Below are 14,011 nucleotides of genomic sequence, written 5' to 3'. Positions count from 1 at the left end.
GTATTCTAAAATCCAATAAGATTTTTCAATCGTTAATTGTTAAAATTGAAAAGTAACCCGGATTTATGGATTGTTATTAATTTATACAGGGATTTCCAATGAAAACAATATTACTTAGTCTCCTCATTGCATTTAGTAGCACCCTCATGGCCAGTGATTTAGGTAAAAAGACTTATGAAATGACATGCCAAACTTGTCATGACCCTCGTTTTGCTCCGGGGATGCATGCGCCTGTTGCATTCAATAAACAGGCATGGGCTATCCGATTTAATAAGGCAATCATGGAATCGAAGAATAACCCGACCCGATTTAAAACAGCGATCGATTACTTACTCTATAAAGTAGGCACTGGAAAAGGATTAATGCCTCATGGCGGCTTATGTAAAGAAGCCGATGCATCGAATAAGAATTGCTCTGATGAGGCGATAGCAGCAGCTATTTATTATATGGCTGGTATGACAACAGACCATTAAAATGATATTGATAAGTTTTGGAATAAGACTTGGTAACGCGCAATAGGTGCGTGGATGCACTTCTTGCGCGTCACCCCACGATAAATTAAAACTTGTTCACCACGGAGATAAGCTCTGGAGGAAGAACATCTTCTAATGCCTCAGCAGTTTCCTGATTTCGGGCTACGATTTCTAATTTATTAGTGACTTGTTGTTGAACGGCAGGATCATTCAAACTTTGGCTGATACGGGTTAGACCTGCATCTGGATTTGGAGTTGACATCCCCAAATGAGTGCGTGCAGCGCCAAAGAAAACGTGCTCACGAAATCTGCCATATCCTGGATTATCAACATCGGGTAAAATATCGGTTTCCACATAGTTGGGTTTAGTTGTAGACGGCATGTTAATTCTCCAGATTGTTTAATTTTTAAACATTATATCTTGTTTTTTTACTTATGGGAATAGGTACGCGCTATTTTTTCCCAAGGCAAATAATGAAGAAATTAAATCGGTATTGGAGGACACGCCAGTTCTGTGCTGTTGCTTAAACTATACTTAGGGAATATTTTCTTTGTTATAGGACATAATCATGAAGCAGTCTTCCAAAGAATCTTCACAAAATAAAGCGAAAAAATCGGTTAAAAAAGAGGATCTAAAGAATATTTCTGGAGGTCGTGCAGGCAACCTCGGTACTGGAGAGAGTTTACAAGACCAAGACCTTTCGGATCCCAGATTTCATGGGCTTCCAAAAAACCCAAGAAATCCGCGAACCTAGCTAAGAACAGAGGGCTATGCCGCTTAAAATCAGGCAATTGACCGCACAATACCCCCATCAACCCGTATTGCAGCGCCATTAGTTGCTGCAGATAGGGGACTGCATAAAAATGCGACCATCGCGGCGATTTCATCGGGGGTAATGAAACGCTTGAGTAGCGAGGTTGGCCGTAAAGAGGTAAAGACTTCTTTTTCAATTTGCTCCGGTTTTTTGTTTTCTTCTTTTGCAATGTTTGCCACAAATTGCGTGATCCCCTCACTGCTTGTCGGGCCGGGTAATACAGAATTAACAGTAACATTGCTTCCAACGGTTGTTTCTGCCAGGCCGCGCGCGATAGAAAGTTGGGCTGTTTTTGTCATACCATAGTGAATCATTTCGGCAGGAATTTGTAAGCCTGATTCACTGGAAACAAAAATGATTCTTCCCCAGTCTCTTTTAAACATACCAGGCAGGTAATGACGGCTAAGGCGTACGTCACTCATCACATTCGCATCAAAGAACCGTTGCCAATCCTCATCGGAAATATCACCAAATGATTTTGCCTCATAGATACCAAAATTATTAACCAGGATATCCAGGGTTGGTAATTGGTGAAAAATGGTTTCAAAATCCTGCTTTACGCTTAAATCAGCGGGAAGGGCAATGAGTTTGGCTTTGTGACAGGCCAATTTTATTTTTTGAATAGCCTCATCGACTCTTTGCTGCGTGCGGCCATTAATCGCAACGGTTGCTCCTTCCTGTACCAGCAATTGAGCAATGGCAAATCCAATGCCTGCTGTTGAACCGGTCACAAGCGCTGTCTTATTGCTTAATTTGTAATCCATCAATCAGTCCTTGAAAAATAAGAGGTGTCCAGTGCGTTATTACTTAGAGCGTAACATTAACTTTATCCTGCTGAAAAGTAGTAAGGAGTGGCATAAATGGTGAGTGCCATGCGTAAAAATTATTCCAGAACGCTCCCCGTTATTTTGAGCAGGCCAGAACTAATATAAGATAGAGAATATCTTCCTCCATAATTCGCTTTACTATTTGGAGCACTCTAACTGGCTATGAGCAAAAATTTGAAACATTTTTTTTAAATTTGGACTACACTTTGAATTTATACGCCTGCAATATGGCATAAATAGCTCTGTGTGGCTTATAATTAAGCAAAAGCTGTGCGCTTATGGAAGGCTAAAAATTAAGCAGCAGGAGCGCGACCATCAAATGTTTTAGCCATGGATATAGTTAGGAAATTAAGATGAATAAGCCCTATCGAATATTGGTAGTAGAGGATTCTCAGCCTGCTCAGGTAGTTGCTAAACAGCATTTGACCGATCTGGATTGTGTGGTCGATATTGCCGCGGATGGTGACAGCGCGATTGAAAAATGCAATACCGTTCCCTACGATGTCGTTCTGATGGATTTAGGCTTATACCCCGGTGAGAATGGTTTCGAAGTTGCAAAATTAATTAAAACCAAAAGCATACACAACAAAAACACGCCTATTATTGTCCTCAGTATTCATAGCGAGGCACAATTTTATGAGCAGGCGAAAGATGCTTATATAAGTGGTTTTATCTCCAAGCCTTTTACTCGCTTTGAGGCAACCGAGGTGGTTAATTTTATCGGGGGGGACTCTTTCAAATCTGCGATTTGAGAGAGGTAAATAAAGCTTTTCACACAAGGCGGCTTGTAGACGTATCTACAGGAGCGCCCCTGCCTTCTGCAAAGAATCCTGTTTGGGAGTCTTGGACGTTTCCAGGAATATTCAGGGATAAATAAGGGGATTGCGTTGCCAAACACGAATCTGTATTAAAAGATCCCTCTGCATAGTGATCAGGATTCATTCTCCTTTTACGCGTGCCCACGCTTCATCCATGCGCCGCCTGTTGAAATGTTGTTGCCAGCGCTTCTGCTACCTTGATTAAGGTTTTCTCATCCCGAACCAGGGCTTGATTGGTTTCAACTTCTATACCTGCATAATCTTGATCAACAAATTGCTTGCGTAGGGCGCGGGTAAAACCGTCACTGATGCCAAGATAAGGGTAGTTCAGACGGGTTCGCAGTTGGCTATGGTGCTGCTTGAGCTGTTGTTGCCATTCTCTGGCAAGCATTTTTTCGCTTGCACGGCCTGGATCATAGAGAAAGCCAATGTCTGCATTACGCTCTTTCGCGTTGAGGATTGGTGTAAAACTATGAATGGATAAGTGAAGCACTTGCCGGTCTTGGGCAATCTGTTCTTCTATTTTCGTTACTACGGCCTGGCGAAAGGGCAAGTAATACTGCTGAATAAGTTGCTCCTTTTCTGCCTGGGGCAAGTTAATCGTGATTTCAGAAAAACAACGGGGATGAGTCAAACTGCGATTGCAGTCAATCAGCAAGCGGGTTGCCTGCGCCTGAATAAAATCACAATTAAAAACCTGTTGCAAATAACGCGCTATAAACAAGGCGCCAAAATCGATACCGCTATGGGACTCTAATAAGTGGCGGTAAGGGGCAAACTGTTTCTGATAAGCAACAGGTACTGTATTAACCGCATGCTCGCAACTTATTACAAGACCCAGGGGTTTCATGATGGATTAAACATTTGATTCGTGTAGAGGCAATGTGTTAATTGGCGGTAAAGCCTCGCCAGTGTTGGCTTGGTGTAGTCATTACCACAGGCGCGTAAAAGCCGCTCGCTCAAATTGCCTTGGCTTAAAATGTATTCGAGTGCACGCTGACAAGGGTTATCCAAATCGCTGCTGACTCGTTCAAGAAGTTGCGACCAGATATCGCGACAGCTGAGAGTCCGTTTTTGGGGTAATTGCCATTGTTTATATAATTCAGCATCGTCAACAGTAACCGCTAGCCCCTCTTTGATGGTCTGCTCATAGACTGTTTTTAGGCGTTTAGAGTCGCAAGGTGTATCCAAATAATAGGAAGAGTGCTGTTGCCAATATTTCAAAATAGCATGGATGGCCAGTGCAATTGCTATATCAGCCTGCACGCATTCCTGTGAGTCAAGAATGCGAATCTCGATGGCTTTGTAGTCAAACTTGGGAATCGCTGCTCTGGAATTTAGCCATTCATATTGCAAAATCCCTTCGGGATCATAGGGACGGATATCGTCATACATGGGGGCCAAAATTGTTTCTCTGTACTCTTCCTCAGAACGAATAAATTCGGGAATGATATCGCCGCTGATGGATGGGATACGCTGTTGGTTTTTACCATAAAAATACAAACGTGAATTTTTTAATCCGGTTGCTTTACTATCAAGGAAAGGGGTACTGGCCGCGAGCGCGGGCAGCAAAGGCAGCAGCAGACGAATGGTATTGTGCAATTGGCAAAACTCGTCGTCATTGGCAAAAGGTAAATTGACGTGCATGCTTTGTAGATTCGCCCAACCATGCCCCTGACAATTAAAAATAGAATCATACTGGCGGTAAATGGCATTATTACCATGTGGCCACCGTTCCGTTTCCGTAAGTGGATTCATCCAGGGATGAGCGCCAGAAGGCATTAATTGTAAATTATGCTGGTCTAATAACGGCTTCAGGGACTGTATGGCTTGCTGGAATTGCTCCACTAAAGGGGCATGCGGCGGTTTCGGGCCATTATTTTTTAATTCCAGTACATGCATTACTAATTCATTGCTGGCCGCAATATCGCCATTGGGAAGTACTGTTTCGTTGACTTGTTTCCCTGCCAGAGCACTTAAGATCACATCACTTTTGGGTTGTACATTCAAACTGTCCCGATCGACCAGCATATACTCAATTTCGATGCCTAAAACAGAAGAAAGCGAATAATCAGACATAACCATGTTTCCTGCGAATACGTTGTAAAAAAACACTCATTATGTGTTCGTATAAAGAATCACCCAAAATTTTATCTTCTATGCCACAGTCAATATTGGGATTGTCATTCACTTCAATAACATAGTGCTTATCACCATGGCTTTTGATATCGACACCGTATAAGCCATCACCAATTAAACGGGTGCTCTTTAACGCGGTTTTAATAATAGCTTCAGGCACTTCATTAAGAGGAACGGTTTCAGTTGCACCTTCTCTTTTCTCGCTCAAGGCATTCCAATTATAAATTTGCCAGTGATTTTTAGCCATGTAATAACGACAGGCGAAAATGGGTTTGTTATCTAAAATACCGATACGCCAATCATATTCTGTTGGAATAAAAGGTTGGATTAAAACCAGATCAGAAATCTTGAAAAATTGATTCAGGGATTTCTGTAACGATTTCGCATCATCGAGTTTAAGAACACCATGGGAAAAAGCACTGTCTGGCCTTTTTAAGATACAAGGAAACTCTATGTCTGGAAGATTCTTATCGTATTTACTGATAAAAGTAGTTTCTGGCGTCAGTATTTGATGGCTACGCATTAATTCAGCCAGATAAACCTTATTGCTGCATTTGACGATGGATTGTGGATCATCAATCACAACCAGATTCTCCTGGGCAGCTCGTCTTGCCATTCGGTAGGTGTAATGGTTAACGGAGGTGGTTGCACGTATAAACAAAGCGTCATATTCAGCAATGGACTTGTTGTCACTTTTTTCGATAAAGTCGATGTTTAATCCCAACTCTTCACCGGCACTGACAAAAAAATCCAAGGCTTTTTTATTGGATGGCGCATTCAATTCACAAGGGTCAACCAGAATCGCCAAATCATGAAAACGTTGCTTTTTACGCCATTGGTGAAAGCGTTTCTTCGATAAATAATTTTCAGCGGCCTGCTTCATAAATTCGAGATGATGCTCGGGAACGTCATTAAGTGATAAGGGCAGCAGTTTTTTAATCCGCCACTGTTTCTTTTTCTCCAGGATGAAGCGGAGCATTGGCAAGGGGAATAAGCCATGCAGTTTTTTAGCAAGGGTCGCATGCCGTTTAGCCATATTTTGGCCAAAATAAAGGCTGAGAATAAATTCATCCCCTTTAATGTCCTGAAGACTGTGTTGAATTTCTTCATCAATATCCTGTGAAATAAGAATCGATAGACTCACGTTGAGTACATCCTGGATATTATGGACTGAGGGAATGGCCTTATGATCACGGGCATGGGCCAGCAGTGAGACATAATAACCAATGGTTTGATGGCCATAGGATTGACAGAGATTAATCACCCGCATCGACTTGCTTTGATGATAATTTTCACTGGACAAGTAATCTAAAGCATTAACAATATTGGCGAGTGGGCTTAAAAATTCCCAGCTTGGTGGGTCATCCGTTACTATTATAGTTTGCATTCACGACTCTTTGGGTTGAATTATAAGTAACACAGCATCATAGGTTAGGACGCCGAGCATGATGGCATTAATTAGGCGGTGTCCGCTTACTTTGTAATAATTGTCATGGGAAATCGGGTTTTCGCGATGCGGATCAGCGACAACAATGAGTCTTCTTTTATCGTCATAACCGCAGAGCACAACAAAATGGCCACAGGGAGTGCCGCGAATATCATCATAAATAGATTCTCCTTGTTTAGTGAAACGTTCACGTGCACTACGATATAAATAAGTCGCACTAAGCCCGGTTAATATCGGGATACCTTGAGTGAAATATTCTTTAAGCAATTGCACACTCAGCGTACGAAAGCGCACCTGGCCGCCTAGCTCCAAGTACTCAAGGAAAGCGTGGCTTGCTTGAGTGAATCCTTTCTCTCTTTTATGTTTCATTTGTGCTTTTAGCTTAAACATCAGCATTTTTTGGCAGGCTTCGCCTTGGTCACCTCTAAACCAGGTTGGATCAAACACGTTTAGATTGTTAATGTAAATCGTTGTCTGAAATCCATGTTGTAAAGCATGTTTGCCTAACATGGGTGCGTGGGTTCCACCTGAAAGAGAACGCTCTACCTTGCTAATGACCTGCTCAAGACTGATATCCATGCCATAAAAGCGATAAATAGCATGCAGACTGGTGGGGCCACAAGTTTCATCATCAGGTTGTGTGTGAATGGTTAAGTTGATCATGATGGCCTAAGTTCAGTCGCATAGAGATTAAGCATTCCTTGTTAACGTTAGACGGCATGCATGGGTTTGTCAATTAGGCAAAATAATAAAAACACCTCTCCTCTAATAATGCAACAGGGGCACGCCAGGAATAGAGAGTAAGCGCATAACAAAACTAATAATGGGAATGAAAAGACCGAACGAAATAATAATATATAACGACGGGGTGAAGTAGGCAGGTGCTTTGTTTATGTTCAGATCACTGGCCGGGGGGAGGATCGGTTGCCGTGTTAACAGATGAGCCAACAGCAATAAACCATAAAAATAAAAAGAATAAAAACCAAGCCTACCTATAAAGGTAGGCATATCTGTGGTACGAACATAGTCAATTGGGAAGTTAAGCAGAAATAAACTGATAAGCCACATGAAGAGTAATTGAGCCGTATTTGTTTTTTTATCAATGGCCGTTATCCAGATGCAGGCAAAAGGAAGAATTAACAAGGGAAAATAATATAACCAACCGAAAGGGCTCATTAACAACATCATGACCAAGGTCAAACAAAACGGTTGGTGATTCAGGACTGTCGATTTTCCGGTACATTTTTTCAGGTACCAGAAAAGAAGGCCGAAAAATAGGAGAATATAGGCTGTCTTAATGGCGATTAAACTCTGTGTTTTATCGTGCACATCAATAAATAAACGGAACAGAAAACCATAAAGAGACGCATTCCAGCTATCACCGTACCAAAGAACCTGGGTCATCATGGAAAAATATTGCTTATAAATAGTCGTCCCTAAAACAACCCATGGGATAAGGCACAGTACCAACAGTGTAACGAGCATGACCATAAAGACTCTGTAACGGCCTTGTTTTAAGACAAAGAAAAAAAGTAAGGCTGGAAAGAATTTCATCGCGATGATGATGCCCCAAAGTAGGCCGGCACTATATTCTCTATTGTTAAGGTAACAATAATAACCTGTAATGATAAAGAAAAATAAAATTGAACCAAATTGGGCAATGGCAGTATCCATGACGGTTGCGAACAAGGATAAATAAATGAGATATAAACTCAGCCAATTCTTCTTAATGAAATCGGGAGGAAAAGCCAGTTTAAAACTAAAATGAGCCCCGATTAATCCTAACAGTAAAGAAATGGCTGACCAGATAATCAAGGCAAGATCATAGTTAAGGCGTAATAAAGGAGTGAGTACCCAGAGCACAATTGGTGGATTAAGATTAGCGGATAACTTTTTTATGGTAAGCAGATAAGTAGTATATAAACTTTGATAGGGATTATCCCCGGCATCAAAAAGCTGAAAGGCGGAGTAAAACGATGAAAAATCGAGTTTATATTGGTAAGTAAAAACAAAATAGAATAACACGCTATAGGTGCTAAGAAGGAGGACTAATATTACGATTTGCCAGTAGCGAAAATTCATTTTTGCACTTATTGACCGTTTATTCCAGCTTTATTAGGGACTGTTAATAGGTCGCAGGCTTGAGTGCTTATGGTTAATTTTTGAGCATCGCAGCGCAGAAAATTAACCATAAGCGCTAAGAGAGGAGAAATATAAAGTCCCTAATTTAATACCTTAACTGATAACTCCAGACTAAAGGTAGCGACTTCTTCAGGGTTTTTAAGATAATCAGTAAACGCCCTGATCTGGATTGGTTTGTTTACCCGCTCACCGGACTTTTTAGATTCCAAGAGCATCTCCTTGACCTGATCGCCTTCTTCACAGACAAAATAAACATCCGCTTCAGGCCGGCGAAGAAATTGGGCCTGAAACGATTTAAACACAACGGATACTTTCAGGTTGGCGCGCTTTGCGTGATAGAAACTATGTAGGCCGCCAGCAAGGTCAGCCCCCACTGCCAAGGCGCCGAAATACATGGAATTAAGATGGTTCTTACTGCGTCTTCTTAAAGCGATTTTAGCAACAATTTTTTGCTCATCCAGGGCGATTAGTTGGGTTTCAAATGGCCAATCAAAGGAACTTGAAAATGGCCAAAATACCAAAGGAAAAATTTAAACCGAGTGAAATCCTTCATTAACCTTCCTTGTTAACTACCTGTAAGTTAGAAACAATTTTCTTGACGCCTCGCACGGCATTGACCCGCTTTATTATTGCAACAATGGATTTTTTTTGCTTGAGATTTCCAGACAGGGTGACAGTACCATTTGTGGTGGTTGCATTGATGCCGACTAAAGGAATTGATTCATCGTCAAACACCTTGGCTCGTAAAATAGCTGCTTCGACTTTGGCAGTAATATAAGCATCTGTAAAGGCTGTGTTTACCTGCTTGATGACCAATTCATCGGTTTCAACGGCCTTTACCCCTTTGGTTACTTTGGCAAGTCGAAGGGCATCTACATAGGCTTGTCTATTTTTTACATGGCCACGCAAGGTCACAATACCATCTTTCGTTGAGACGTAGATTTTCAAAGGATTAAGATCACGGTTTTTAGTAAATTTGGCAGTAATTTTTGTCGTGATAACAGAGTCGCTTAATTTTTGCTCAAATTCTTTTAGGTTGCTCTCAGCATGGACAAAACTGGCAAATAAAATTAATAGAATACTGAAGATGAAATTCGATAAGGAACGCATGCTGAGCTGTAATTTTCGTAAACATGGCAAGAGTATATCATCTTTAGCTTGGCTACCAAGGGGTTTCAAGCAGTTAATGCACAGAATTATCCACAGAATTTGTGGATAAAAATGGATTGGTTTATGGTAAGTAAAAGCAAAAAATTCTTTAAAATCAAGAGGATATAATAAAATTGATTTTAAGTAACTGAGGTATTGTAAGGAGGGAAGAAAAGTTATTCACAGCGAGGCATAGAAACAGACGAGATGATTCTATCAGATAATTTTGAAAATTCCACTATGGCCAGAAGATTTATTTTGGGCTGATAAAAAAATTAAAGTAACTCAGTTCTTAGCTATGTTCTAAAGAACTGAAATCGGGTATAAAAGCGCGATAAAACGGAGGAGGGAGTGGTATGCCACAATTGCTTTTAGAATACAGTGCCAATGTCATCGAGAAAGATAAGGTCACTGCTGTGTTTCCTTTACTTCATGCTGTTTTATCGCAAGATCTGCCCGCGCAATTAGGCAATTGCAAGAGCAGGGCAGTGGAATGCAAGGATTATTATATCGCTGATGGGCAACCACAACAGGCTTTTATTCTTGTTAACTTGACAATATTGGCTGGTCGCAGTGAGGAGACGTTGCAAAAAGTGGGTGAGAAATTGATGGCTGTCTTAAGGCAACATTTTTCTGCATCGCTTAATAAGCTGCAATTACAAATTTTTCTTGAAATTGATGTACTGGAAAAACGTTATTTTAAAATAACGAGTGCAGAGCCAGAGTTAAAACTTTAGACAGGATAATTATGAAAATAGAATTACGCGTAGGATTTAAGCCTTACTTTAACGTCTCGGAGCTTTCAGCAGTTGAGCTGAAACCCCTTAAAGAGCATGTGAAGCAGTCTTTGGCACAATATTATGCCCCAGATTTGAAGATCTATTCTCAAACCTATAGCAATACCGATACGATTTACCTTACGGTGCAGAGCGTTTGTGAGGAAAATGGAAAGTGGCGTGTTGAGTTTAGTGAGCAAGGCGAAATCGATAAAAGGGCGTGGGTGAATCCTCAAAATCCCAGTGACATCCTGGTCACTGCTTATGAAGAGGGTAGTTCTCTTTCAGTAAGCCTTCCATAAGGGAATAGTGCAAGGAAATTAACTTTCTTCCTTGCATTTCCGCGCCATCATTTGTTAAGAATCATGTTTGATCATCGTCATATTCTGGATTAAAAAAGGCGGGTTATTTGCCTTGATAACGATCACGGAAAAATCATCAATAGTCATGTTTAATTCTGGGATGGCGATGGACTGATTAACCCGCCAATAATGAATGTCAAAAGAGACACCTGAGCGGACGACTGTCGCTGGACCTATGGCAACTGGATGTAAGGTTAACTTCTCAGCGCGTATAACATTAACCTGATCACCAACAAAATCTTGCAGAGCTTCCCAGGCTGTGGGCATATAATTTTCCTGCAAAATAGCAAAATTTTCAGGGGTTACCGTGTAATCAATCGACAGGGTAGAAATTAGAACCTGTCGTGTCCATGTCGCGACGTCGTTATCGTCAGCATAATCAAGAGAAGGAAAAAAAAGTAGTACCATTAAGAGGATGCTTAGGAATCGATGGTTTTTCACGATGAGTCCTTCTGCTATTTGCCATGGTTTCGCAGCCCAAACAGCAGCTAACAGGGGCGCAAAACTAACCGGTTGCTTAGAGTATAGCAGAGCGGGGTTTGCTTTTTTACGAGGTATGGCAAGCAGCATAAGCTTAGAGACCGAAGCCTGATTTTAATCGTTGCAGGGCATGTTTTGCTCTTTCCATGTCTTCATCTTCCAAAGCCAATTCCAGTTCAGTGATTGCTATTCGCACGGTCTTGGGATTGAGTCGCCTAATTCCGCGCAAAAGAAAGCCAATAGCCACAAATACCAGCATACTAAAGTAAGGGTGTTCGCATACAAAACGCTGTAGTGATGTCATAAATTCCCCTTAACGTTGTTTTTCTTCTCTCAATGTAGTTAATCAAGTAAAGCAAAAATAAATACTATTAAAATAAATAAGTTATGGTTGATTTTCAACCAATTCCCCACACTGGGTTATAATTAAGAAGAAAGAAAGGGATGGCAGGAGGTTATCCTTCTTAAAGCTAAGGGATTACTATGAATAAACTGTCAATTATTATCGTATTATTGGTCATAGTGGGAATGCTGTTTTTATTATTCCCTGAGACTGCCCTATCGCCTGCGTCACAAGAAACTAGGCCCCCTTCACCTGCATCAAGTCCATAAGTAAGAGATTAAACACTTGGCTGATTATTAGGAGAATATCATGTCAAAAGGGAAAGATGGAAAAGGAAGTAGAATGTCCAGTATGACTGGATTAGATATTTCAGTCCTGTTATTAGCTTTTGCAGTATCCATTGGTGCAACATGGATTGCGCATCATCGAGTTTCGCTACTGGAAGCAAAAATGCAAGAAAAAGAGTTAGAGATTAATCGACTCAATCAAAAAATAGTGGAACTGAATTTATTGACAAAAGATGTACTCTTTAACTCGTCATTTACGGTAAGAGAAAAAATTCTCAATGAAAAATTAGAAAAAATTAATCATGACTGGAAACGATATTTAACCGGTGGGGAAGCAACTAAAGCGACCTCATTTTTGCCAAACTCTATAAGCAAAGGTGCGAAACCGGAATCACCAGTAAAAAAGAATTGAGACTGGGTTAGATAGTTACCAGACTTGATTGGAGTAAACGAGAGAGGGAATTTAATCACTATTCCTGTGCTTTGTTATTGGGCAAACCAGGGCAATACAAATATTTTATCACGTTGAAACCTGTTAAAATCGCGGCAATTAAAGACCTGGGTTAACCACGAGGACTGTGAATGCAAGAGCAATATGGGATCTATCAAGGTCCAGAAAGGCGTTTATACAGAGAGCATAAATATATCACCCTGGTGATGAATCAGCTTGATAATAAAATTGGCAAAACTGATTTTCGTGATCTACAACAGGTACAAGACATTGCGAGCGATCTGAATAACCTGGTTAATTTACTTGGTTTTCATGCCAAACATGAGGATGAAAAAATTCATGGGTTATTTAAAAAACATAATAGCTATGTTTTTCAGGAAGTAGAGGCTGATCATCAAAATCATGAAGTCATTTTTCATACCCTTAAAAATAAACTTGCGGCTATCAGGAGAGCACATTCCGATAAAGAACGAATTGAGAGTGGATACCATTTCTCTTTGAGCTACAGAAAATTGATTGCAGAAAATTTAGAGCATATCCATAAGGAAGAAACGCAGTTAATGCCAGAGCTTGCCCGGCTGTGCAGCAAAGAAGAACTCGAATCGATCGATTATCCCGTCTATGAGGTAATGACTGCCGAGGAAATTGTGGGCATGTTACAAACCCTGTTTGCAGTTTTAAATCCTGACGATAAAGAATATTTTATTCGTGATATTGCGCATGCTGTACCCTCTAAGTTGATAGAAAACTGGGCGAATATCGCTGCGCTCTTAACTGCAGCTGAAATTGCTGATATGGCACAGCGCGTTGGACTTATCAAACAGTTGTCAGCCCAACAAAATGAGCTGCTATGCCCGGTGGACTAAGCGCATAACTTCACTGACAAACACAGGTCCAGGATCGTTTTTATCGGTTTGATAATTCGGATCACGCTCAAGCCACAGCGGTGTATTTTTAAAATTTAAATACTCATTATGGCCAATAACATGGACTATTTCCGGGTATTTCTTTTTTAAATAACAAACTAAAAACGCATTTGCTCTCACTTGCGCATCGGTCAAGTCGTCTTTACTGTCTACGCCACCAATATTTTCAATACCAATCGCGTAATGGTTTAAGCCAATGACATGTCTTGCCATCCAATTGTCGGGCATAAGCTGATAAATACTGCCGTCGCGATCAACAACAAAATGGCTGGAGACATTTAAGTTGCCAGGCAGTTCTTTTATACGGGGTGAGCTTTGGGGAAAAGTAGGCGGATTAAATATACGCAAGGTTGCTTTGAGTGATGGGATACAGGTCCAATGCAGTACAATCATTTTGGGTTCAATTTCAATTGATTTGGAGTCAATTCCATAATGGGTTAACTGATACTCCCGGGTTAAGGCAATACGCTCTTGATCAAATTGAATAGGCGCTTTATGAATAATCTGGGCATCATGGCAAGAAAAGGCATGTACCAGAGAACACATAAAAAAGAAGAAGGACAGGAAAAATTTCAT

Annotated in this window: 18 protein-coding genes and 1 pseudogene; 7 read left to right on the top strand and 12 right to left on the bottom strand. The window is 40.8% G+C overall.

What is annotated here, in order from left to right:
• The first annotated feature begins 98 nt into the window (after positions 1–98).
• Positions 99–473, top strand: a complete 375-nt coding sequence (locus tag Lfee_RS14275) for a c-type cytochrome (protein ID WP_058447658.1) — start codon at positions 99–101, stop codon at positions 471–473.
• 85 nt (positions 474–558) lie between these two features.
• Here Lfee_RS14275 and Lfee_RS14270 read toward each other — a convergent pair whose 3' ends face one another.
• Positions 559–855: a hypothetical protein gene (locus tag Lfee_RS14270; protein WP_058447657.1), complete on the bottom strand. Its 297-nt coding sequence runs from the start codon at positions 853–855 to the stop codon at positions 559–561.
• Positions 856–1,042: 187 nt separating this feature from the next.
• Here Lfee_RS14270 and Lfee_RS14265 point away from each other — a divergent pair, with 187 nt between their 5' ends.
• Positions 1,043–1,228, top strand: a complete 186-nt coding sequence (locus tag Lfee_RS14265) for a hypothetical protein (protein WP_058447656.1) — start codon at positions 1,043–1,045, stop codon at positions 1,226–1,228.
• 29 nt (positions 1,229–1,257) lie between these two features.
• On the opposite strand, the gene Lfee_RS14260 is transcribed toward Lfee_RS14265, so the two are convergent.
• Positions 1,258–2,052, bottom strand: a complete 795-nt coding sequence (locus Lfee_RS14260; RefSeq protein ID WP_058447655.1) for an SDR family NAD(P)-dependent oxidoreductase — start codon at positions 2,050–2,052, stop codon at positions 1,258–1,260.
• 416 nt (positions 2,053–2,468) lie between these two features.
• Here Lfee_RS14260 and Lfee_RS14255 point away from each other — a divergent pair, with 416 nt between their 5' ends.
• Positions 2,469–2,867, top strand: coding sequence for a response regulator (locus Lfee_RS14255; RefSeq protein WP_058447654.1), 399 nt, complete (start codon positions 2,469–2,471; stop codon positions 2,865–2,867).
• A 214-nt stretch (positions 2,868–3,081) separates the two neighbouring features.
• Here the strand turns inward: Lfee_RS14255 and Lfee_RS14250 are convergent, their stop codons facing one another.
• The 7 genes and pseudogenes from Lfee_RS14250 to Lfee_RS14220 form a co-directional block, all read right to left on the bottom strand.
• Entirely contained in the window at positions 3,082–3,783 is a 702-nt protein-coding gene (locus Lfee_RS14250) for an N-formylglutamate amidohydrolase (protein WP_058447653.1), read from the bottom strand.
• The gene (locus tag Lfee_RS14245; protein WP_058447652.1) at positions 3,780–5,012 is read right to left on the bottom strand and encodes a carboxylate-amine ligase; all 1,233 of its coding nucleotides are present in this window, start codon (positions 5,010–5,012) and stop codon (positions 3,780–3,782) included. The genes Lfee_RS14250 and Lfee_RS14245 overlap by 4 nt, the downstream gene beginning before the upstream one ends.
• Positions 5,005–6,459, bottom strand: a complete 1,455-nt coding sequence (locus Lfee_RS14240; RefSeq protein WP_058447651.1) for a RimK family protein — start codon at positions 6,457–6,459, stop codon at positions 5,005–5,007. Before Lfee_RS14240 ends, Lfee_RS14245 begins: the two co-directional genes overlap by 8 nt.
• On the bottom strand, positions 6,460–7,182 hold the full coding sequence (locus Lfee_RS14235) for a C39 family peptidase (protein WP_058447650.1): 723 nt from the start codon (positions 7,180–7,182) through the stop codon (positions 6,460–6,462).
• A gap of 102 nt (positions 7,183–7,284) precedes the next feature.
• The gene (locus Lfee_RS14230) at positions 7,285–8,601 is read right to left on the bottom strand and encodes a glycosyltransferase family 87 protein (RefSeq protein ID WP_058447649.1); all 1,317 of its coding nucleotides are present in this window, start codon (positions 8,599–8,601) and stop codon (positions 7,285–7,287) included.
• A 140-nt stretch (positions 8,602–8,741) separates the two neighbouring features.
• Positions 8,742–9,214: pseudogene (locus tag Lfee_RS14225) on the bottom strand (PaaI family thioesterase).
• Positions 9,214–9,801, bottom strand: coding sequence for a BON domain-containing protein (locus Lfee_RS14220; protein ID WP_238584939.1), 588 nt, complete (start codon positions 9,799–9,801; stop codon positions 9,214–9,216). Before Lfee_RS14220 ends, Lfee_RS14225 begins: the two are co-directional and overlap by 1 nt.
• 365 nt (positions 9,802–10,166) lie before the next feature.
• Between Lfee_RS14220 and Lfee_RS14215 the strand changes: the two genes are divergently transcribed.
• Positions 10,167–10,547, top strand: coding sequence for a 5-carboxymethyl-2-hydroxymuconate Delta-isomerase (locus tag Lfee_RS14215; protein WP_058447648.1), 381 nt, complete (start codon positions 10,167–10,169; stop codon positions 10,545–10,547).
• Positions 10,548–10,558: 11 nt separating this feature from the next.
• Positions 10,559–10,888, top strand: a complete 330-nt coding sequence (locus tag Lfee_RS14210; RefSeq protein ID WP_058447647.1) for a hypothetical protein — start codon at positions 10,559–10,561, stop codon at positions 10,886–10,888.
• A 54-nt stretch (positions 10,889–10,942) separates the two neighbouring features.
• On the opposite strand, the gene Lfee_RS14205 is transcribed toward Lfee_RS14210, so the two are convergent.
• Positions 10,943–11,518: a hypothetical protein gene (locus tag Lfee_RS14205; protein ID WP_058447646.1), complete on the bottom strand. Its 576-nt coding sequence runs from the start codon at positions 11,516–11,518 to the stop codon at positions 10,943–10,945.
• Positions 11,519–11,522: 4 nt separating this feature from the next.
• Positions 11,523–11,732, bottom strand: coding sequence for a hypothetical protein (locus Lfee_RS14200; RefSeq protein WP_058447645.1), 210 nt, complete (start codon positions 11,730–11,732; stop codon positions 11,523–11,525).
• 348 nt (positions 11,733–12,080) lie between these two features.
• Here Lfee_RS14200 and Lfee_RS14195 point away from each other — a divergent pair, with 348 nt between their 5' ends.
• Positions 12,081–12,470: a hypothetical protein gene (locus tag Lfee_RS14195; protein ID WP_058447644.1), complete on the top strand. Its 390-nt coding sequence runs from the start codon at positions 12,081–12,083 to the stop codon at positions 12,468–12,470.
• A gap of 170 nt (positions 12,471–12,640) precedes the next feature.
• Positions 12,641–13,375, top strand: a complete 735-nt coding sequence (locus Lfee_RS14190; protein WP_058447643.1) for a hemerythrin domain-containing protein — start codon at positions 12,641–12,643, stop codon at positions 13,373–13,375.
• On the opposite strand, the gene Lfee_RS14185 is transcribed toward Lfee_RS14190, so the two are convergent.
• On the bottom strand, positions 13,358–14,011 hold the full coding sequence (locus tag Lfee_RS14185; protein ID WP_058447642.1) for an N-acetylmuramoyl-L-alanine amidase: 654 nt from the start codon (positions 14,009–14,011) through the stop codon (positions 13,358–13,360). The two genes, Lfee_RS14190 and Lfee_RS14185, sit on opposite strands and share 18 nt — an antisense overlap.

It is taken from the genome of Legionella feeleii (genome assembly GCF_001467625.1).
Lineage (GTDB): Bacteria > Pseudomonadota > Gammaproteobacteria > Legionellales > Legionellaceae > Tatlockia > Tatlockia feeleii.
Note: the sequence above shows the minus strand (reverse complement) of the source record. Positions and strands in the feature narration are given on the sequence as shown.